At 64.1% G+C, this 19853-nt stretch carries 22 protein-coding genes; 5 read left to right on the forward strand and 17 right to left on the reverse strand.

Going from position 1 to position 19853, the window contains the following annotated elements:
• Positions 1 to 78 precede the first annotated feature (78 nt).
• The 5 genes from AC1DS5_RS21895 to AC1DS5_RS21915 all read left to right on the forward strand — a co-directional run bounded on the left by AC1DS5_RS21895 (position 79) and on the right by AC1DS5_RS21915 (position 5939).
• The gene (locus AC1DS5_RS21895) at positions 79 to 771 is read left to right on the forward strand and encodes a GntR family transcriptional regulator (RefSeq protein WP_477720363.1); all 693 of its coding nucleotides are present in this window, start codon (positions 79 to 81) and stop codon (positions 769 to 771) included.
• The gene (locus AC1DS5_RS21900) at positions 768 to 3857 is read left to right on the forward strand and encodes an FAD-binding and (Fe-S)-binding domain-containing protein (RefSeq protein WP_477720364.1); all 3090 of its coding nucleotides are present in this window, start codon (positions 768 to 770) and stop codon (positions 3855 to 3857) included. The genes AC1DS5_RS21895 and AC1DS5_RS21900 overlap by 4 nt, the downstream gene beginning before the upstream one ends.
• A gap of 30 nt (positions 3858 to 3887) precedes the next feature.
• Positions 3888 to 4826 carry a 1-phosphofructokinase family hexose kinase gene (locus tag AC1DS5_RS21905; RefSeq protein WP_477720365.1) on the forward strand — a complete coding sequence of 313 codons (939 nt, stop codon included), beginning with the start codon at positions 3888 to 3890 and terminating at the stop codon, positions 4824 to 4826.
• Positions 4827 to 4971: 145 nt separating this feature from the next.
• Positions 4972 to 5346 carry a CBS domain-containing protein gene (locus tag AC1DS5_RS21910; protein ID WP_011483672.1) on the forward strand — a complete coding sequence of 125 codons (375 nt, stop codon included), beginning with the start codon at positions 4972 to 4974 and terminating at the stop codon, positions 5344 to 5346.
• A gap of 89 nt (positions 5347 to 5435) precedes the next feature.
• The gene (locus AC1DS5_RS21915) at positions 5436 to 5939 is read left to right on the forward strand and encodes a hypothetical protein (RefSeq protein ID WP_477720366.1); all 504 of its coding nucleotides are present in this window, start codon (positions 5436 to 5438) and stop codon (positions 5937 to 5939) included.
• Positions 5940 to 5957: 18 nt separating this feature from the next.
• Here the strand turns inward: AC1DS5_RS21915 and AC1DS5_RS21920 are convergent, their stop codons facing one another.
• The 17 genes from AC1DS5_RS21920 to cbiE form a co-directional block, all read right to left on the reverse strand.
• Entirely contained in the window at positions 5958 to 6086 is a 129-nt protein-coding gene (locus tag AC1DS5_RS21920; protein WP_477720367.1) for a hypothetical protein, read from the reverse strand.
• A gap of 68 nt (positions 6087 to 6154) precedes the next feature.
• On the reverse strand, positions 6155 to 7210 hold the full coding sequence (locus AC1DS5_RS21925; protein WP_477720431.1) for a lactonase family protein: 1056 nt from the start codon (positions 7208 to 7210) through the stop codon (positions 6155 to 6157).
• 356 nt (positions 7211 to 7566) lie between these two features.
• Entirely contained in the window at positions 7567 to 9030 is a 1464-nt protein-coding gene (locus AC1DS5_RS21930) for a cobyric acid synthase (RefSeq protein WP_477720368.1), read from the reverse strand.
• An 8-nt stretch (positions 9031 to 9038) separates the two neighbouring features.
• The gene (locus AC1DS5_RS21935) at positions 9039 to 10061 is read right to left on the reverse strand and encodes an aminotransferase class I/II-fold pyridoxal phosphate-dependent enzyme (RefSeq protein ID WP_477720432.1); all 1023 of its coding nucleotides are present in this window, start codon (positions 10059 to 10061) and stop codon (positions 9039 to 9041) included.
• Entirely contained in the window at positions 10061 to 11017 is a 957-nt protein-coding gene (gene cbiB / locus AC1DS5_RS21940; protein ID WP_477720369.1) for an adenosylcobinamide-phosphate synthase CbiB, read from the reverse strand. The genes AC1DS5_RS21935 and cbiB overlap by 1 nt, the downstream gene beginning before the upstream one ends.
• A complete protein-coding gene (bluB, locus tag AC1DS5_RS21945; protein ID WP_477720370.1) occupies positions 11010 to 11693 on the reverse strand; it encodes a 5,6-dimethylbenzimidazole synthase in 684 nt (227 codons plus the stop codon). Before bluB ends, cbiB begins: the two co-directional genes overlap by 8 nt.
• A 139-nt stretch (positions 11694 to 11832) precedes the next feature.
• Positions 11833 to 12414: a cob(I)yrinic acid a,c-diamide adenosyltransferase gene (cobO, locus tag AC1DS5_RS21950; protein WP_477720371.1), complete on the reverse strand. Its 582-nt coding sequence runs from the start codon at positions 12412 to 12414 to the stop codon at positions 11833 to 11835.
• Between the two features lie 9 nt (positions 12415 to 12423).
• Positions 12424 to 13179 (reverse strand): uroporphyrinogen-III C-methyltransferase, encoded by a 756-nt coding sequence (gene cobA / locus AC1DS5_RS21955; protein ID WP_477720372.1) that lies wholly within the window; start codon positions 13177 to 13179, stop codon positions 12424 to 12426.
• Positions 13169 to 13522 carry a (2Fe-2S) ferredoxin domain-containing protein gene (locus AC1DS5_RS21960; protein ID WP_477720373.1) on the reverse strand — a complete coding sequence of 118 codons (354 nt, stop codon included), beginning with the start codon at positions 13520 to 13522 and terminating at the stop codon, positions 13169 to 13171. Before AC1DS5_RS21960 ends, cobA begins: the two co-directional genes overlap by 11 nt.
• On the reverse strand, positions 13519 to 14514 hold the full coding sequence (gene cobJ / locus AC1DS5_RS21965) for a precorrin-3B C(17)-methyltransferase (RefSeq protein WP_477720374.1): 996 nt from the start codon (positions 14512 to 14514) through the stop codon (positions 13519 to 13521). Before cobJ ends, AC1DS5_RS21960 begins: the two co-directional genes overlap by 4 nt.
• The gene (locus AC1DS5_RS21970; RefSeq protein WP_477720375.1) at positions 14511 to 15338 is read right to left on the reverse strand and encodes a CbtA family protein; all 828 of its coding nucleotides are present in this window, start codon (positions 15336 to 15338) and stop codon (positions 14511 to 14513) included. Before AC1DS5_RS21970 ends, cobJ begins: the two co-directional genes overlap by 4 nt.
• 15 nt (positions 15339 to 15353) lie before the next feature.
• Positions 15354 to 15545 (reverse strand): CbtB domain-containing protein, encoded by a 192-nt coding sequence (locus AC1DS5_RS21975; RefSeq protein ID WP_477720376.1) that lies wholly within the window; start codon positions 15543 to 15545, stop codon positions 15354 to 15356.
• Between the two features lie 222 nt (positions 15546 to 15767).
• Positions 15768 to 16472, reverse strand: coding sequence for a hypothetical protein (locus AC1DS5_RS21980; RefSeq protein WP_477720377.1), 705 nt, complete (start codon positions 16470 to 16472; stop codon positions 15768 to 15770).
• A 27-nt stretch (positions 16473 to 16499) separates the two neighbouring features.
• Positions 16500 to 16943, reverse strand: a complete 444-nt coding sequence (locus AC1DS5_RS21985) for a cobalamin biosynthesis protein (protein ID WP_477720378.1) — start codon at positions 16941 to 16943, stop codon at positions 16500 to 16502.
• Positions 16940 to 17731: a cobalamin biosynthesis central domain-containing protein gene (locus AC1DS5_RS21990; protein WP_477720379.1), complete on the reverse strand. Its 792-nt coding sequence runs from the start codon at positions 17729 to 17731 to the stop codon at positions 16940 to 16942. The genes AC1DS5_RS21985 and AC1DS5_RS21990 overlap by 4 nt, the downstream gene beginning before the upstream one ends.
• On the reverse strand, positions 17728 to 18519 hold the full coding sequence (gene cobI / locus AC1DS5_RS21995; RefSeq protein WP_477720380.1) for a precorrin-2 C(20)-methyltransferase: 792 nt from the start codon (positions 18517 to 18519) through the stop codon (positions 17728 to 17730). Before cobI ends, AC1DS5_RS21990 begins: the two co-directional genes overlap by 4 nt.
• Positions 18512 to 19825 (reverse strand): precorrin-6y C5,15-methyltransferase (decarboxylating) subunit CbiE, encoded by a 1314-nt coding sequence (gene cbiE, locus AC1DS5_RS22000; protein ID WP_477720433.1) that lies wholly within the window; start codon positions 19823 to 19825, stop codon positions 18512 to 18514. The genes cobI and cbiE overlap by 8 nt, the downstream gene beginning before the upstream one ends.
• Positions 19826 to 19853 lie beyond the last annotated feature (28 nt).

Raw genomic sequence — 19853 nt, forward strand, 5'->3', positions numbered from 1 at the left:
TACAAAATTCATTTGTCAACCTAACCAAGGGTAAACGATGGATTTGACAACCACTTTTTTTGCATACAAAATTTAACCATGTCCGCTAATGTCATTCCCATTCCGCGTGCCGCCCTGCATGAGCAGGTGGCCCACCGCCTGCGCGAGATGCTGGTGGAAAACCGCATTCCACCCGGCGCCAAGCTCAACGAGCGGGAGTTGAGCGAAGTACTCAACGTCTCGCGCACACCGCTTCGGGAGGCGATCAAAATGCTGGCCGCCGAAGGGCTGGTCGAGCTGCTTCCCAACCGGGGCGCGATCGCGGTCGAGCTGACCGAAGCCGATGTGATGAATACCTTCGAGGTCATGTCGGGCCTGGAGGCCCAGTCCGGCGAGTTGGCGGCCCAGCGCATCACCGAGTCCGAACTGGCCGAGATCAAGGCCATGCATTACGAGATGCTGGCGGCCTACACGCGCCGCGACCTGCCGGGCTATTACCGGCTCAATGCGGCCATTCACAACGCCATCAACGCCGCGGCCAAAAACCCGGTGCTCACGGCGACCTACAACCAGGTCAACGCCCGCCTGCAGGCGTTGCGCTTCCGCTCCAACCAGGACGGGGAGAAGTGGAAAGATGCCGTGAAAGAGCACGAACTGATGATTGAAGCGCTCAGTGCACGCGACCCGGTTGCCATGCGTGCCGTGCTGGCCAGCCACCTGATCCACAAACAGGATGTGGTGATCGAGCAGCTGCGCGCTGCCAAGACCCATCCTTCCACCGCCAAAGCATGAACGCGCCCCTCCCCCTCAAGATCACGCAGGAAGCCGCTGCCCGGGCCTACGACGACGTGGCGCGCGTCAGCAATGAAGTCGCCGGCCGGCTGGCAGCCCGCCTGGCCGGTGAAACGCGCGGCGAAGTGCTGTTCTCGCCGGCAGACCGGGGCCGCTACGCCACCGACGCCTCCATCTACCAGGTGATGCCGGTCGGTGTGTTTGTGCCGCGTACGGCCGATGATGTGAAAACCGCGCTGGATATTTGCCGCGACCTGCAGGTACCCATCGTGCCCCGCGGCGGCGGCACCAGCCAGTGCGGCCAGACGGTGGGCGCCGGCCTGGTGATCGACTACGCCAAACATATTCGCAGCATCCTGCATGTGGACCCGCAGGCGCGCACCGCCGAGGTTGAGCCCGGCATTGTGCTGGATCACCTCAATGCCGCGCTGAAACAACACGGCCTGTGGTACCCGGTGGATGTGTCCACCAGCGCACAGGCCACGCTGGGCGGCATGGCCGGTAACAACTCCTGCGGCAGCCGCAGCATCGCCTACGGCAACATGGTGCATAACGTGCTGGGCGCAACAGCCTGGCGCTCTGACGGCCGTCTGCTGCAGCTGGGTCGTTACGACAGCGCCAGCGGCGAGGCGCGCGCCCTCGGCGACCATGTCAAGATGCTGTCGGACCAGCTCCGGCCCGAACTGCAGGCGCACTGGCCCAAGGTGCTGCGCCGCGTGGCGGGCTACAACCTGGACATCTTCAACAACCAGAACGAAAAGCCCTACACCCAGGACGGTTCGGTCAACCTGGCCCACCTGCTGGTGGGCAGCGAAGGCACGCTGGCACTCACCCGGTCACTGAAGCTGCGCCTCAGTGAACTGCCGCGCACCAAGGTACTGGGCGTGGTGAACTTTCCCACGTTTTACCAGGCCATGGACTCGGCCCAGCACATCGTCAAATTAGGGGATGGCACGCTGACGGCCGTCGAACTGGTTGACCGCACGATGATCGAGCTGTCGCTGCAAAACCCGGCCTTTGCGCCCACGGTGCGCACCGCGCTGATTGGCCAGCCCGATGCCATCCTGCTGGTCGAGTTTTCTGGCGCCTCCAAAGCCGAACTCACCCCCAAGATCAAGGAACTGGTCGAGCTGATGGGCGACTTGGGCCTGCCCGGTTCGGTGGTGGAAATGATTGACGATGCGCCGCAGAAAAACCTGTGGGAAGTGCGCAAGGCCGGCCTCAACATCATGATGAGCCTCAAGGGCGACGGCAAGCCGGTCAGTTTTATTGAAGACTGCGCCGTGCCGCTAGAGCACCTGGCTGAGTACACCGATGCGCTCACGCAGGTGTTTCGCAAATACGGCAGCAAGGGCACCTGGTACGCGCATGCGTCCGTCGGCACGCTGCATGTGCGGCCCATTCTCGACATGCGCCGGGATGGTGGCGCCAAGATGCGCGCCATTGCCGAAGAAGCCTCTGCCCTGGTGCGCCACTACAAGGGCGCCTACAGCGGCGAGCATGGCGACGGGCTGTGCCGCGGCGAATGGGTGCAGTGGCAGTTCGGCCCCAAGATCAACGAAGCGTTTGCGCAGATCAAGAACTACCTCGACCCGGTGAATCTGCTCAGCCCGGGGCGCATCGTTGCGTCAGCCGGGCATCCACTGCCCAAAATGGACGATACCCGGCTGATGCGCTTTCCGCCGGGGTACAAGGTGATCCCCATCCGGCCCGCGCTGGACTGGAGCGCCTGGGACGTGCAAAACGACCCGGTGACCGAGCAGACCAGCGCCCCCGGCACCGGCGGCGACCCTGCACACGGCTTTGCCAAGGCGGTGGAGATGTGCAACAACAATGGCCACTGCCGCAAGTTTGATGCCGGCACCATGTGCCCGAGCTACCGCGTCACGCGCGACGAAAAACACCTGACGCGTGGGCGGGCCAACACCTTGCGCCTGGCGCTTTCGGGTCAGCTGGAGGGCCTGAAGGCAGAAGACGCTTTCACCAGCGACGCCGTGCACGAAGCCATGGACCTGTGCGTCGGCTGCAAGGGCTGCAAGCGCGACTGCCCAACCGGCGTGGACATGGCCAAAATGAAGGTGGAGTTTTTGCACCACTACAAGGCCAGGCACGGCTACACGCTCAAGGACAAGCTGGTCGCGTATTTGCCCGACTACGCCCACTGGGCCAGCCGCCTTGCGCCGCTGCTCAACCTGCGCGACAGCATTCCGGGTCTGGCGGCCCTGAGTGAAAGGCTGTTGGGCTTGTCTGCCCGGCGCACGCTGCCGCAGTGGAAGACAAAAACCTTCTTCAACTCGGCCCCCGCCAGCGCCACACGCGAAGAGGTGCTGGCCGCCAGCAAACCCGTGGTGCTGTTCGTCGACACCTTCAACGGCTACTTCGAATCCAGAAATGCGGTTTCGGCATTGAAAGTGCTGCAGGCCGCGGGTTATACGGTGCATGTAGCGACAAAAACCAAAGCGGACGGCAAGAGCCTGTGCTGCGGCCGAACCTACCTTGCCAGCGGCATGATCGCGGAAGCCAAGGCCAAGGCGCGCGAACTGACAGACGCGCTGCTGCCTTTCGCCGAAAAGGGAATTGCCATCGTCGGGCTGGAACCCTCCTGCCTGCTGACCCTGCGCGACGAAGCGCTGGTGATGGGACTGCGCAACGCTGCGCAAACCATCAGCCAGCACGCGCTGTTGCTGGAAGAGTTCCTGGCCCGCGAGGCAGCTGCCGGCAAGCTGGAAACCCTGAAGGCCGCGCTCCAGCCGGTCACCCGGCCTATCCTGCTGCACGGCCACTGCCACCAGAAGGCTTTTGGTGCGGTGACTCCCATCATGGATGTGCTCAAGCTGATACCGGGCGCCCAGCCTGAACTGATCGAATCAAGCTGCTGCGGCATGGCCGGCAGCTTCGGCTACGAGGCCAGCCATTACGAGGTGTCCATGCAGATGGCCGAACTCAGCCTGCTGCCGGCCGTGCGCAAGCAGCCGGATGCCATCGTGGTGGCCGACGGCACCAGTTGCCGGCACCAGATCAAGGACGGTGCGCAGCGCGAGGCGATTCATGTCGCCGTGCTGCTGGCGCGGCAGCTGCGGGCCTGAGGCGGGGAAGCACGGGAGCAAGTGACGGCCATGACTGACATCCTGACCATCACCATGAACCCGGCCCTGGACGTCTCCACCTCGACCGACAAGGTCATGGACACGCACAAGCTGCGGTGCGCCGCCGCGCAATTGCATCCTGGCGGCGGCGGGATCAACGTGGCCCGCGTCGTGCAGCGGCTTGGCGGCGACTGCCTCGCGCTCTTTCTGGCGGGGGGCATGAACGGGCAACGGCTGCGGCAACTGCTTGAGCGGGAGCAGGTGCGCAGCCACTGGATACCCATTGCCGGGGAAACCCGCGAGAGCTTTTCCGTCCACGAAACATCCAGCGGGCGGGACTTCCGCTTTGTACTGCCCGGGCCGGCCCTGACGGCGCCGGAGTGGCAAGCCTGCCTGGACTTTGTCAGCAAGCTCGACGTGCCGCCCGCTTATGTGGTGGCGAGCGGCGGCCTGCCCCCAGGGGTGCCTAACGACTTTTATGCCCAACTCACGCGGCTGGCCCGCTCGCGCGGCAGCCGCGTGGTGGTGGACACGTGGGGGCCGGCACTGGCAGCAGTGCTGGCAGAAGGGGTGTACCTGATCAAGCCCAGCCTTCAGGAGCTGCGCGAACTGACCGGCTTGCCGCTGGCAGGCGAGCCGCAGTGGCGCGAGGCGGCCAAGCGGATCATCCTGGCCGGACAGGCGCAGGTCGTAGCGCTGTCGCTGGGCGAGGACGGGGCCTTGCTTGTCACCGCTGACGCGGCGCTGCGGGCACGGGGCGTAGCGGTCAAGGTGGCCAGCACCATCGGCGCCGGCGACAGCTTTGTCGGCGGCCTCGTCTGGACACTGAACCGCGGTGGCGACCTGGCTCAGGCGTTTCGATACGGCATGGCGGCCGGCGCGGCCGCCCTGCTCACGGCGGGAACGGCACTGTGCCAGGCGACGGACGTCGAGCGCCTTAGCAAGGACGTGATCATCGAACCGGTCTAGTCATAACGGAATCAAAAGTAGCAGAATCAGGAAAAGCGCCCGATTCGTAGCCAGGTTCGCGGTACATGGGGACGGCATGGGGACGGGCGCCACGCAGCGCCGCGCCGGCGCGACATGAGCCGCCACCGGCGGCCTGGAGCATGCCATGAGCAAAAAGATATCGTCATTGATGCACCGTGAAGTGTGCCTGGTCGGGCTCGACGACACGGCGCAATCCGTCGAGGCCCAGATGGTGGCCAAGGGCCTGTCATGGGTGCCGGTGGCCAATGCCGACGGCGTGGTCCTGGGCGTCATCAGCAGCGCGGACCTGCTGCGCCTGCATGCCGAAGGCAAGCCCTTCCAGAAAGTCAGCGCCTGGCAGCTCTGCACCTACAAACCGATCACCGTGCGCCCGGACGCCACCCTCAGCGAGGTGGCCAGCTTGATGGTCGCCATGAATATTCACCATGTGGTTGTGGCGGAGGGCACCCATATCAAGGGGGTCGTCTCCTCACTCGACTTCGTGCGCACCTTCGTGTAGTGACAGCAGGGCAACTCCAGGTGGCAGCCTGTGGCACCTGGTGGCGCCGGCTTGCTCGAGGTGACTCCAGGCTTCTTCATAATCACCCCATGAAGTCTTTACCACGCCACCCCGGAAGCAGGCCCCCTGCATTCCGCCAAATCCATGCACTGCTTGTCGCCGCCCTGCTCTGCGGCTGTGCCGCCAAGGCACCCAAGCCACCCAAGCCTGCCCCCGCCTTGCCGGCAGCACCCGCGCCCCACCCGCTCGTAGGAACGTGGACCTGGACATTGCCCGGCAAGCCCTGTACCGAAACCTGGCAGTACGGCGCCAACGGCACCCGGCTGAGTACCAGCGGTGAAGAGGTCACACAGGGCAATTACGAAATACCGCGTGCGCCTGGCCTGCTCGGCTTCTACCGGCTCGCCGAAACAGTCACCGCCAGCAACGGCAAGCGCGACTGCTCGGGCGACCTGCACGAAAGCCCGGAAGGGAGCGTCACGGAGAGCGTTACCCGCTTCATCCAGTTCAACCCCCAGAAGGACCAGTTCATCGTCTGCAAGGCCGAGTCGCTCCAGGCCTGTTTTGGGCCCCTGAAGCGCGTCCCCGACTAAGAGGCTAAGCGGTCGTTATCAGCGACTGCCGTTTTGAATAGCTGAAACCCAGGCTTCTGTCGCCATCCCTAGTTTGTCTGGCCAGGCCTGAGCGTTGACAGCCAAAGCGGCCAGGCACAGCGAGATGGAGGTCAGGATTTTCTTCATGTGATGTCTCTTTATGCAGTGGACGTGAAGGCCGTGAGCGATCGGGAGGCTCAGGCCTTTTGTGCGGATCAGGGCAGATCGACGATCTCGATCCAGTTCGGGTTCTTGCCCACAGCCAAACGATTCGGTGTGCCAAGCGCGCCACTGGCGGCGTCGATGGCGTATACCGACACGCTATGCGACTCTTGCCCAGCAGCCACTAAAAAGCGCCCGGTCGAATCGATGGCGAATCCGCGCGGGGTCTTTTCTGTGGCGGTCTGCCCCAACGGCTGCAGCAGCCCGCTGCTCGGGTCGACACGGAAAGCCGAAATCGTGCTGGAGGTGCGCTCTGAGGCATAGAGGAACTTGCCGTCCGGCGTCAGGTGCATATCTGCAGCCCAGGGCTTGCCGGTGAAGCCACTTGGCAGCGTCGTGGTGCGCTGTAACTCGCGCAGCGTTCCGCGCGCAGCGTCCCACGCGTAAACATACAACGAAGCATCGAGCTCGTTGAGCAGGTAGAGAAAGCGCTGAGCCTTGTCCCAGACAAAGTGGCGCGCACCCGACTTGGGCGCGGCCGAAACCAGTGCCGGGTCATTGGGGGAGAGTTGCCCCTTCGCCGCATCGAAGCGCCAGATCGACAGGTTGTCGCCGCCCAGGCTGCTGGCCAGCACAAACCGGTTGTTCGCATCGGCATGGATGGCGTGGGCATTGGGTGCGGTGGAAAGCAACTGCTGCACAGCGCCCACCACACCATCCTTGCCAATGCTGTTGACCGTGATCTTGTGCCCAGGATAAGACGCTGCAAACAGCCAGCGCCCCGTGGCATCCAGGTCGATGTTGGCCATGCTGTCGGCCAATGGCGCTTCGCCCAGTTTGCGCAGGTGACCATTGGAGGCGTCGATAGCGAAGCTCGCCACCCGGTACGGCTGGGAGCGCAGTGCGGCGTACAAAAACCGCTTGTCCGGGCTCACAACCAATGGCATTACCGTGCCAGCCACCGGCACCGTCTCCACGGGCTTGACCAGCCCTTGGCTTCTGTCCAGCTCCAGTACCGAGATGTCCTGGCTGTCGGCGTTGGACACATAGACAAACGTCGCGGCGTGGGCGCTGCCCATCGCCAACAGCAATGCCGACGTTGCCACCATAAAACGGGCCACTCGGGCGGACCCCATAGGCACATGCATAAACCGTCTCCTTTTTTAGATTGACTTGAAGCAGTCGAAGATTTCCATCGTTATACGTTGTCATACAACGCGTGCATTATCCGCACAAGAAAATCGACATGTCAATCATTCAAACCCTTTATGGGAATGAAGATTAATCGGAGAACTTGCCTTGCATCTGAGGGAGACTAGGGGAGACTGCGGCGCACTGCTGTTGAATGCGTGCATCATCTGATCCAAAAATCATGTCATACGATGACTGATAAACAAACAGAGGGTTTGCACCAGTAACAGGCCTTCGCCAGCGCCCCCCGGGCCCCATCTCCTCGTGGGGCGAGTCAAGCGGTCGTTATCAGCGCCTGCAAAACGCCCGGCTCAAAGTGCTGCTCAATGTAATCGGCGAGGCCGTCAAATACGACATCCAGCGTGGGTACCGTGGCGCCAAAAAGCGCCTGCAGCACGGCTGGATCTTCAAACATGCCATGCAAATACAGGCCCAGCACATTGCCTCTAGTGTTTTGCCAGGCCAGGCCTTCGGCCATCACGCCATGGGCAATGTCCCCCGCCGCCGCCATGGCCGTGTGGGGCGCCGTTTGGCCGTGATGAATTTCGTAGCCCTGCAGGCCCACGCCCGACAAGGCGGCCCAGGCTCCGGCCAGCTCGCCAAACCGGGCATGCCTGCGCTGCACGGTTTTGCCTTCTTCAAACACGGTGACCACCGGCAACAGCCCCAGCCCTGGCGCGTTGCCGTCGATGCCATGCGGGTCAATCAGTGCCTCGCCGAGCATTTGCAGGCCGCCGCAAATGCCCAGCACCGCGCCGCCCTGCCCTGCATGGGCGGCCACCGCGCGGTCCAGCCCCTGCGCGCGCAGCCAGGCCAGGTCGCCGCTGGTGTGCTTGGAGCCGGGCAGGACGATCCAGTCGACGCCGGCCAGCTCGCCCGGGCTGCGCACCCACTTCAGGTGCACGCCCGGTACATTTTTGAGCGGCTGAAATTCGTCGAGGTTGCTGATGCGCGGGTAGGCGATGACGGCGATGGTGGTGGTCACGGCCCCTGCCGCCCGGCTACGGTCGTCAAACACACCGTCTTCTTCGGGCAGGCCATGCTGCCACCACATCGGCAGTGTTGCCACGGTGGGCACGCCGGTCATCTCCTGCAGCATTTGCGGTCCGGGCGCCAGCAGGCTGGCGTCGCCGCGAAACTTGTTGAGCACAAAGCCTTTGATCAGCCGGCGTTCCGCCTCATCGAGCATGGCCCAGGTGCCATACAGGTGGGCAAAGGCGCCGCCGCGGTCGATGTCGGTGACCAGCAGGCAGGCCGCATTGGCATGCTGCGCCGGGCGCATATTGACGATGTCGCTGGATTTGAGGTTGATCTCCGCCGGCGAGCCCGCGCCTTCGATCACCACCACGTCGTTCTCGGCCAGCAGTTCGTCCAGCGCCCGAGCGATGACCGGCCACACCGAAGCGCTGCGGCCGCGCCAGGGCATGCGCGAGAGCCCGGCATCGACCTGCCCCATCAGGATGACCTGGCTTTGCGTGTCTTTTTCGGGCTTGAGCAGCAGCGGGTTCATGCGCACCTCGGGCTCGGCGCGCGCCGCCAGCGCCTGGAAATACTGGGCGCTGCCAATCTCGCCGCCCGCGACAACGCGCGCATTGTTGCTCATGTTCTGCGCCTTGAAAGGCACAACCTTCAACCCCTGCCGCGCGTAGTAACGGCACAGTGCGGTGGTCAGCCAGCTTTTGCCGGCACCGCTGGTGGTACCCAGAACCATGACGCTTCTGGCCAATGTGCCGCTCATGCTGACTTTCATGTGATGTGTTGCCATGCATTGTGCAATGCGTCCTGCGCGGCGGGCGGCTGGACGCTGATGCGCACATGGCCGGGCAAGCCGAAGGAGGTCGTGTCGCGCAGCTTGATGCCCTGGAGGCGCAATGCAGCCAGCACCTGCTGCAACGCGACGCCCGCCGGTAATGCGGGCCGGGCGCAGAAAAAATTGGCATGGCTGGGCAGGCAGGTCCAGCCCAGGGATTCGCACATGGCAATTTGCCGTGCTTTCCACTCGCGCAGGGTCTTCAGGCTGTCCACCAGCCAGTCTTGCACGTCAGGACGCAGCCAGGCGTGCAGCATGGCCACGCCGTGCGCCCCCAGCGGCCACGAAGGACACAGCTGCTCCAGCGCAAGCACCTCCTCCCCCGCATCGACGGGTGCAATGGCGTACGCGGCACGCACGCCCGTCAAGCCCAGCGCTTTGTTCGGTGTCCAGAGTTGCCAAAGTTTTTGCAGTTGCGCATCGGTGAGCGCCAGCGCCCCACTCAGTCGCAAGGGTTCGTAGGCCCGGTCGAGCACACTGATAGCGGGCGAGCCGGCTTCATTGACCAGATCATCCAGACCCGCATGCGCCGCGCCCAGCGGGCTGGATGGGTCGCAACTCCAGCGCAGCTGTGCGTCGGCGACCTGGTCCGCCACTGTCAAGCGATGTGCATGGGCCGCTTGCGCATAGTCGCCATAGCTGTGCGGCGGCAGCCAGACCGAACGCCCGCCCGCCTTCGCCGCCAACGCCACCAAGGCGGTGATGCGGAAAATAAATTCGCTGGCGCTGCCAGCCAGCAATACACGCCGCACTTCCACCCCGTGAAACCCGGCCAGTTGCTGGCGCAGGGCGGTGTAGCTCCCATCAGGGTACTGGCTGGCATCGGCCTGGCTGACAGCGGCTTGCGCCAGAGGGCACGGCCCGCGGGCATTGCTGTTGGTGGAGAAGTCATGAAGCGGCACGCCATACGGGTCGGGGCCACCGTGAATTCGCAGGCTTTGCGGTTGCTGCGTGCTCATCATGAAAAATGCGTGAACGCTATGAATATGATGGCTGTCAGCGCACATAAAACAATAGCCAAAACCACTTTGGATGCGTGTTTTTGCGCAGAAACGGTGTCAGGAGCCTGTGGCGGTTTGCCCTCAGGGTTGAGCGTGTAAACACCGGGTTTGCGCAGGCTGACGCCCAGCGCCAGGGCCATGGCCGCCATCGGCCAGCCGCTATTCGGGGATGGCGTTTTGCGGGCTTCCCGTCGCAAAGTCTGCAAGTTTTTAAAGGACAAGCCACCCGCCACCAGGGCCAGCAGCAAAGCCGTCAGGCGCGCCGGAATCCATGACAACACATCGTCAGCCCGCGCCGCCCATTTGCCGGCCCACTCCCAGTTTTTCCCCTTGTAAATCCCGCGGTAGCCCCACATCGCGTCGGCGGTGTTGGCAAAGCGGTAAATGGCGGCGCCGGGCAAGCCGAACAGCACAAACCAGAAGATGGGAGCCACCACCGAGTCGTTGAGGTTTTCAGCCAGCGATTCGATGGCGCTCTCACGCACTTCGCTTTCATTGAGCAGCACGGTGTTGCGGCTGACCAGCCACGACAACCGTTCGCGTCCTGCTTCCAGCGATTGCTGCAGCGCCGCTTCAACCGCATCGACTTCGGTGCGCAGCATGCGCCAGGCCAGCATGGGCTTGAGCAGCACGGCCATGAACACCGCAGCAATGACCGGATGCAGGCTAAAAACCATCTGCTGCTGGGCAAACCAGGCCAGGCCCCCCACCAAAGCCGCACCCGCCAGCCACGCCAGAGCCCCCGAGCCGAACGCCAGCGAGGGCTGCAAACCAGGCAACAGCTTGCCACACCGCGACAGGTACTTGCCCATGCCCACCACCGGATGCATCCAGGCGGGTGGTTCGCCGAATGCCCTATCCATGAGCAAGGCGAGCAACAACGCTGCCGCCACGAGCAGCGCGCCATCACTCATGGGGTAAAGCCGGCCTGGCCCAGTAGTCTTCAAAAACCATGTCAGCCAGCGGCGCACGGTGCGCCCAGTGTTCAGCCTGCAGCATGGGCTGCTCGTAAAACGCCTGGACAGGGCCCAGGCACAGCACAGCAATGGGTTTGCTGCCCTCGGGCATCTGCAGCAGTTGCGCCAGTTGCTGCGGGGGGAACATCGACACCCACCCCATGCCCAGCCCTTCCGACCGCGCGGCCAGCCAGAGGTTTTGAATGGCGCAGGCGGCGGAGGCCAGGTCCATTTCAGGCAGGGTACGGCGGCCAAAGACATGCTGCTCGCGCCCTGGCGGCAGCGCCACCACCAGCACTTCGGCGGCATCGAGCACGCCCTGCACCTTGAGCTTCATGAACTCGTCTTCACGCTCGCCCAGCGCCCGGGCCGTCAGGATGCGCTCCTCCTCGATCAGCGCATGCACAGCGGCGCGCAGCGGCTGGCTGCGCACGCGGATAAAGCGCCAGGGTTGCATGAAGCCGACGCTGGGCGCATGGTGGGCGGCAGCCAGCAGGCGCTGCAACACCTCATCGGCCACCACCCCGCCGCTGAAATGGCGCATGTCGCGCCGCTCGTAAATGGCGCGGTACACCGCCTGCTGCTCGGGCAGGCTGAAGGCGTGCGCTGCCACAGAAGAAAGTGCTTCAGTCACGAACGCGGCCCCCAGGTAGCGAAGATGCCGGGAAATCGTAGCGAGCAGCCCAAGGTCGTGCCGAGGACCGGAGCCGTACATTCGTACGGCGAGGACCGCAGGTGCGAGATTGGGTTGCGCAGTAGATTTACTGGCATCTTCAGTCTTCGATGCCGCGCTGGGCGGGAATGCCGGCATTGAACGCGTGCTTGACCTTGGTCATCTCGGTCACGGTATCGGCCAGCTCGATGATTTCGGGCGGGCAGCGCCGGCCGGTGATGACCACGTGCACGTCCTTCGGGCGATCGCGCAGCGTCTGCAGCACGTCGTCGAGCGGCATCCAGCCGTAAATCAGCGGGTAGGTGATTTCGTCCAGCACCACCATGAAGTACTCACCGCCCAGGATAGCTGCCTTGGCTTTTTCCCAGCCATCGCGTGCCAGTTGCGCGGAATGTTCCAGGTCCTGGCTTTTCCAGCTAAAGCCGTCGCCCAGCCCTTCGATCGGAATGCCCAGCTGTTCGAACATGCGGTGCTCGCCAAAGCGGGCGCTGGGCACTTTCATGAACTGGAAAATCTTGACGGCCTTGCCATGCACATGGTGGCGCCCGTGCGCGCGCAGGGCCAGGCCAAAGGCAGCGGTGCTTTTGCCCTTGCCGTCGCCGGTATTGACGATGATGAGGCCGCGGCGTTCACCCTCGGGTTTGTCATAGGGCTTGTCGGACGGTGGGGTTTCAATTTGCATGGCAATCACCTAAAGGTTGAAATAGGGGCTGAGTTGCACGGTCTCACCGATGATGAGCAAGCCAGGCTGGGGACCATACGCCGGCGCGCGTGCCACCAGGTCGCGCAGCCCGGTGGCGATGACGGTCTGCGTGGCGCGGGCACCATCGCGCACGATGGCGGCCGGGGTATCGGGTGCCAAGCCATGCACGATGAGCTGGTGGGCGATCTGCGCCAGGCGCTGTACGCCCATGTAAAAAACACGGGTCTGGCCCGGCCGCGCCAAGGCCTGCCAGTCATGCGTGGCCTCGTCGTCAGCCAGGTGGCCGGGCAAAAATACGCAGCTGCCCGCCAGGTCGCGGTGCGTCAGCGGAATACCCGCCGCTGCCGAGCAGCCACTGGCAGCAGTCACCCCCGGCACCACTTCAAAGGCAATCGCCACCGCCTGCAGGGCCTGCACCTCTTCGCCCCCGCGCCCAAACACATAGGGATCACCGCCCTTGAGGCGCACCACCCGTTTGCCCAGGCGCGCATGCGCCACCAGCAAGTCATGGATGCCCTCTTGCGGCACGGCGTGATTGCCCAAGGCCTTGCCCACATACACGCGCTGGGCCGCCTGGGGGATCAAAGCCAGTACCTCCGGCGCGATCAGGCGGTCGTGCACCACCACCTCGGCCCGCTGAAGCCGGTCGAATGCCCGCAACGTCATCAAATCGACCGGGCCCGGCCCTGCACCCACGATGGACACGAATCCGCGGCTGGTTTGCTCCTGTGCCTCAAACGTCATGGCAGTCCCCCGGTCCCTGGTGAAACACCAGATCAGCCACAGGCAGCCCGCCCACCAGATGCTGGTCAATGATGCGGTCCATGTTGGCGGGCGTGACGTTGTAGTACCAGGTGCCATCAGGCTGCACGCACATGACCGGCCCGCCCTTGCAGGCAGCAAAACAGCTCACCCGGCTGCGCTTGACACGCATCTCGCCGTCGTGCAGCCCGGCCGCCTTGAACTTGTCGCCCAGGCTGTCGAACAGCTCCTGCGACGCACCATCCTGCGTGCAGCGCGGGCCGGTGCAGATCAGCAAATGGCGTTTGTAAGCGCCAATTTTGGGTTTGACCACCGCTTCGCTCATGCTTCCGATTCCTCCGTGCTGGCCGTTTCTTCCTTGACGGCTTCTTCTTCAATCGGCGCTGTCAGCACGGCCTCGATGTAGTCAGCCGGCAGTTTGTGACGCAGCGCCAATGCGGCAACACTCTCGCCTTCAGCATGGTCAATGCGCAGGTTTTCCATCCAGCCCAGCAGGCCGGTGGACAGCGAGCGGCCAGGCCTTTCGCCCTCGCGCGTGCTGCCATCGCCGTGCAGCTCGTACTTGTTGGCGTAGCCGCGCGGCGTGACCATCAGGCCATGCTGCACAAAGGTGTGGCTGTTGCCAATCAGCACCGTGGTGAGCATGCCGATGTCGCAGTCGCTCATCTTGTCCAGTGTGGTGAACTCGATCCGCTCGCGCCTGCGGTAAGCCGACTTGACCACGGCCACCGGCGTGTCGGGCCGGCGGTGCCGCAAGAACAGCTGCTGTGCCTGCACGATTTGCTGCGTACGGCGGCCGCTCTTGGGGTTATAGAGCGCCACCACAAAGTCGGCGGCCGCCACCGCATCCAGGCGGCGTGCAATCACCGGCCAGGGCGTGAGCAGATCGGACAGGGAGATCGAGCAGAAGTCGTGCGTCAGGGGTGCGCCCACCAGTGCCGCACAGGCGTTGATAGCCGACGCGCCCGGCACGACTTCGACTTCCACGTCAGACTCCGGCGTCCAGCCAGCCTGAAACAGCACCTCATAGGTGGGCCCGGCCATGCCATACACCCCAGCGTCGCCACTGGAGATGAGCGCAACCTTCTTGCCTTCGCGGGCGCTGGCCAGCGCGTGCACCGCGCGGTCCAGCTCTTCAGTCATGCCTTTGCGCACGACCTCTTTGCCTTCCAGCAAATCGGCCACCAGCTTGATGTAGGTGACGTAGCCCACCACCACATCGGCCTCGGCAATAGCGGAACGGGCGCGCTGCGTCATATGGTCATGGCTGCCGGGACCAATGCCCACCAGCATGATTTTTCCTTTGGGGCCGGTCATGGGCTCACCGCCGTGCCAGCCGATGCAACCGGCTTCGAGCGTTCAAAAGTTGCTTCCAGCACCGGACGCAGCCAGCGCTGAAACGCCGCGCCACACACCAGCCCCATGCAGGCCCAGAACGACAGTGATACCCAAGTGGTGGCCCAGATGAACTGCGTGCCGAGTTCGCGCAAGGCAAGCTGCGCTGCGCCGCTGAAGCCTGCCAACGGGTCGGCGCTAATGTGCGGAGCACCCACCACAAAAGGCAAAGCCAGCCACGCCGCTGCGGCAGCCCAGCGCAAGGAATGACGCAGGCCCGCCAGCGAGGCACAGGCCAATGCAGCACTGCCCGCGGCCAACACCCACCAGCCCTGGCGCGAGCCCAGACGGGCCGCATCCATGCCGGGAATCTCGGCGTGCAGGCCCAGTGATGGCCAGAAGTGAAAGCTGAGCCAGCCCGCCGCAGCCACCAGCAAAGCCAGCGGCAGCGAACGCACGGCCGTGCCGCGCCACAGGCAGGCGCCCATCACGGCAAACACCAAAAGCGCCATGCTGAAGGCGTGCAGGACATTGGCCACCCAGGTCCAGAAAATGCGCTCGGCACCCTCAGCCGGCGCCCATTCCTCAGCGCTGCCATGGTCGTGCGCGTGTTCAGCTGCCACGCCTTCGGCATGGACGTGCGCAGCGGGTGCGGGCGGCTCTGCAGGTGCCTCTGCCTTTTGCCCCTCATACACCTCGGCCGCCAGAATAATCGGCACGGCCTGCCACTGCTGCACGCCGGACTGCACACTGCCCACCAGCAAGGCTGCAGCCAGTGCGGCCCAAATCAATCGTTGAAACAACATGAAAAGCTCCAGGGCTCAGTGGCAGGGTTTGACCGTGACGTGGCGCACGTCGTGGGCGGCGTTGTGGGCCAGCGGGCTTTCAGCGAAAGCCACGCCGTACAGCACCACCAGGCCCAAAGCGGCGCCGGCGGCCAATTGCAGCAACAGGCTGCGGGTTGCGCTACCACTGGTGACCAGGGAGGTAGGAGATGCAGAAGATGCGTTCATGGGTTGCTCCATTTCAGGGTTAAGAAACAAAAAAAAAGATGACCAAAGGAAACTGTCACATGGGGCTAACGACACCGTGGCACGTTGCTCTGCCGCGGCTGCGAATCGGCTCAAGACCTGCTACGTCGCACCGACCTCTGACGCAGCAGTCGACGCGGGAACGATGAGAGGGAAGTTCATTGAAGGCTCCTTTCAGGGCTGGAACAAAAAAATTCCTTCATCTCACCACCCGATGCCGTACCAGCCCAGCCCGACGGTGACGTTGCGCGCCGACTCGGCACCGGTGCTGCGGCCGACGGTGAAATCCAGCGCGAGGCGTTCCGGTTGCAGCCACCAGCGAGCGCCCAGGTTGCGCTGGGTCGGGCTGTGCCGCACGGTCATTGCCTCGGCCACCAGAGTCAACGAGGGCGTGGCGTCCCAGCTGAGGGCGAGATTAAGCAAAGGCTCGGTGCTGCGACTGGCGTGGTCCTTCTCGAACCCGAAATTGCCGTGTACTGCAACGGCCTCACTCGCCTGCCAGGTCAGCAGCCCCATCGCGCCGGAAGTGGTCGCCGCCCAGCGCGGTGCCTCGCGGCCATGCGCCGTGCCACGCCACGCCTTGAGCCCCCAGTTCAGCGCACCTGCTTTCCAGGCTGGATCTACCCATTTGACCGCCAGGCCGCTCTCGAACCGGATGCCGTCGTCGGGCACAGTGCGCGCCATTTCGACATTGAGCTCCACGGCCTCGCCGAGGCCGCAGGCTGGCGACAAAACCCATGTCCTGGCCTTCGGGTTGGAGCTGCGTTTAAGCCAGCTCTCAACCTGGCAGGTGTCGGCACCAACAGTTCCGGCATCGTCGGTTCCCAGCGGACGCCCTGCATGGGCCACGAGGGGGCAGTAAGCAAGCAGCGCGACGGTGCTGCCCATGGCAAGAAGAGAAGGTTTCATTGTTTTTTTTGTTTGTCGGAGTTGAAATCATTGGGGTTCGTGTGCGCCGGAGCAGCGCGCCACGGACACCGTGGCATTGCGTCCATCGGCGCCCCGGTACTTGTGTTTTTCGACCAGCAGTGCAATGGCGGTAAGCGCTTGCCCGGCTTGCGATGCCGCCATCAGCAAGGCGGCGGCTTCACTGACGGACGGGCTGCCGGTGTACTTGCGCACCGTCTCGGACGGGTTGGGCACGGACACGGCTGCCAGCTGTTCAGGGGTGTAGAAGGTCAACGGCCAGCCGTGCTGCGCGGCCAGGGCCAGCAGACCCGGCTCGTCAGCCTTCAGGTCAATGCTGGCGGCCGCTGCCACGTCATCCAGGCGGACACCAGCCAGGGCCAGCGCCTCGTCCAGTGCCTGCTGTAGCGTGGCCAGCGGAGTGCCGCGGTCGCAGCCCAGGCCCACGGCGACTTGCATCGAGATGCGCTTCATGCTGCCGGCACTTGCGGCGGGCGGTACACCACCAGGCGCTCGTTCAATTGCTGCCAGCGTTCAGCCGCGACCTCGGCGTGGGTGATCCACAACACGGCCTTGAAGTGGTTCAGATCAACGTCTTCAAAGCGTTGAAATCTATGGATGGTGGCAGGCAGCGGCGTAGGCCGGGTCCACCAGTTCGGGCTGCCCGCCTCCTGCACCACCGCAATCGGCTCGCCATTCACTACGTGGGCCGACACGCGGGTGATGTTGATCTTGGGCGCCTCGACCTTCCAGCCCAGCTCGCGGCCCAGAATGTCCACCGGAATGGTCTTGCCCACGTCGGAAGCAGTCGTCAGCACCGGTGTTGCCCCCAGCAGCGCGGCAACCTGCTCGGCCATGGCGTTGGCGCCACCCACATGGCCCGAGAGCACGGGAATGACGAACTGCGCCGCGTCATCGACCACCAGCACACCGGGGTCTTCATCCTTGCTCTTCAGGTGCGGCGCGATCAGTCGCACCACCGCGCCCAGCGAGACGAAGAACACCACCTGGTCAAAGTCGGTGAACAGCGTGGCGATCTCGTCGCGAAAAGCCCCGCTGTAGGCGCGCACCGGGTTGGGCAGGCCGGCCATCAGCGGCGCGAACTTGTCGGCCACGCAGACGCTGGCCTGGGGCAGTTGGCGCGCCAGTTCGGCGGTTTGCTGCGCGCCATGCTTGGTGATGGCAACCAATACCACGCGCACGGCCTGGTCGGTCGCCGCAACGGGTGTGGAATTGGCGTTTGACAGTGTGTCGGGGGTCATGCTTCGTTTTCCTCTTCAATTTCAGTGCTTGTTTTCTTGCGGCAGCCGCGCAGCATTTCGCCGCGTTCGCGGTTGGGGTTTTTGACCAGCAGCAGCGACAGGTAGTTGACCTTGGTGCCCTTGAGTTCGGCCACGTCGTGCACGATGCGCTCCACCGGGGAGCCAGCCTTCTCGATAAAACGGCTGTGCGCCAGCAGACCCCGGCGCGCCAGCAAATCAATCAGGTCATCGAGCAGCGGCTTGACCTTCATCAGCACCAGCGTGTCGAAATCGTCCAGCATGCGCTCCACCGCTGCAATGCCGTAGGCGGCCGGCACGATGGCGATCGTGTCGTCCTGCTCCGACAACGGCATGTGCAGTTGAGCGCACGCCGCGTTGAACGAGGTCACACCGGGCACGATGTCGATTCGCGCGTCCGCATCGAGCTCGCGCAGGACGCGCGCCAGGTAACAAAAGCTGGCGTAGGTGGAGGCATCACCTTCGACCAGAAACAGCACGTCTTGCCCGGTCGCCAACAAGTCGCGCACGGTCTCGGCCGCCTTGAGCCAATGGCGCGCCAGTTTTTCCACGTCATGCGTCATCGGAAACAGCAGTGACTGGTGTTTTTCGGGCAAAGGCAGGCCAGCGCGCAAAGCGATGTCCAGCGCATAGCTTTCCTTGCGCAGGCTGCGCACCGGGTAGGTCCAGACGGCATCGGCGCGCTCAAGCAAGGCCCAGGCGCGGCGGGTGATGAGGCCCGGGTCACCGGGGCCCAGCGATACGCCGTAGAGTTGACCGGGCTTAACCATGCTGAACTCCCGCCTGCGCACACACCAGCCACACCGGGTTCTCGGCCGCCATGCGGTTCATGTGCAAAATAGGTTTGCTGCGCGAGGCCTGGAGCTGCAGGACATCCCAGCTGGCGCCCAGGGTTTTGAGCGTTTCGACCGCCGTGCCCAGGTTTTCAATGGTCACAAAATTCATCACCAGCCAGCCACCCGGTTTCAGGCGTCTCAGAGTCAGCGCAATCAGCTCGGCCAATTCACCGCCCGAGCCACCGATAAACACCGCGTCCGGGTCAGCCCAGGCCGCCAGGCCCTCGGGGGCTTTGCCGTGCACCAGGGTATGGTTGCTGATGCCCATGGCCTGCCGGTTACGGCCCACGATGGTGCTGTCGTCGACGTTTTTCTCGATGGCATAGACATGGCCCTGGCGGCACAGCCGCGCCGCCTCCAGGCCGACCGAACCGGAGCCTGCACCGATGTCCCACACCACGCTGTCGGCACGCAGCTGCATACGCGCCAGCGAGACGGCGCGCACCTCGTTTTTGGTGATCAAGCCCTTATCCGGGTGACGCTGCTCAAAGCTGGCATCGGGCAGGCCAAACAACACCTGCGGTGCACGCAATTTGCTGCGCCACAGCAGCACCACGTTGGGGTCGGCAAACGGCATTTGGGCGGCGGCATGAATGCTGATTCCGCTGACGATGCGTTCATCGTTCTGGCAAAGGCGCTCGGCCACCGCCATTTCAAAGTCATCGGCCAGGCCTTCCGTCACCAGCATGCGGGCGATGCGATCGGGCGTGTTGTCGGGGCTGGTCAGCACGGCCAGGCGGTCGTGCTGGCGGATGTCGCGCAGCAGCGCGTACAGGCCGTGGCTGGGCTCGGCGCCTGCCACCCAGTCGCCCGCGTCGCGGCTGTGCACGGAAGAAAATTTCATTTCCTGCCACGGCAGCCCCAGGCGGGCGCAAGCCAGCTGCAGTGTAGAGACATTGGGCAGCACCTCGATCGCCTCGATGCACAGCCGCGAAGCCAGGTAAGCCGCAATGCCGTGGCACAGCGGATCGCCCGTGGCCAGCACCACCACGCGCTGCCCGATGGCCTGCGCGGCACGAATCCACTCGGGGACCTGCGACAAGGCTCCGGTCAGGTCGCGCTGCACCGCATCGGGGGAGATCTGCACGGCCAGCAACTGCAGCGTGCGTGCGCCGCCAATCACCAGCTGGGCAGATTGCAGATGCGCCAGCGCACTCTGGCTCAGGCTGTTGATGCCGTCGTCCAGCACGCCCAGGATGCGGCATTTTTCAATGGCTTCCACGGCTTCCGTGGTTTCCATGGCTTCGATAGTTTCGATCGGTTCAGAA

The organism is Polaromonas sp. P4_H1, assembly GCF_056400945.1.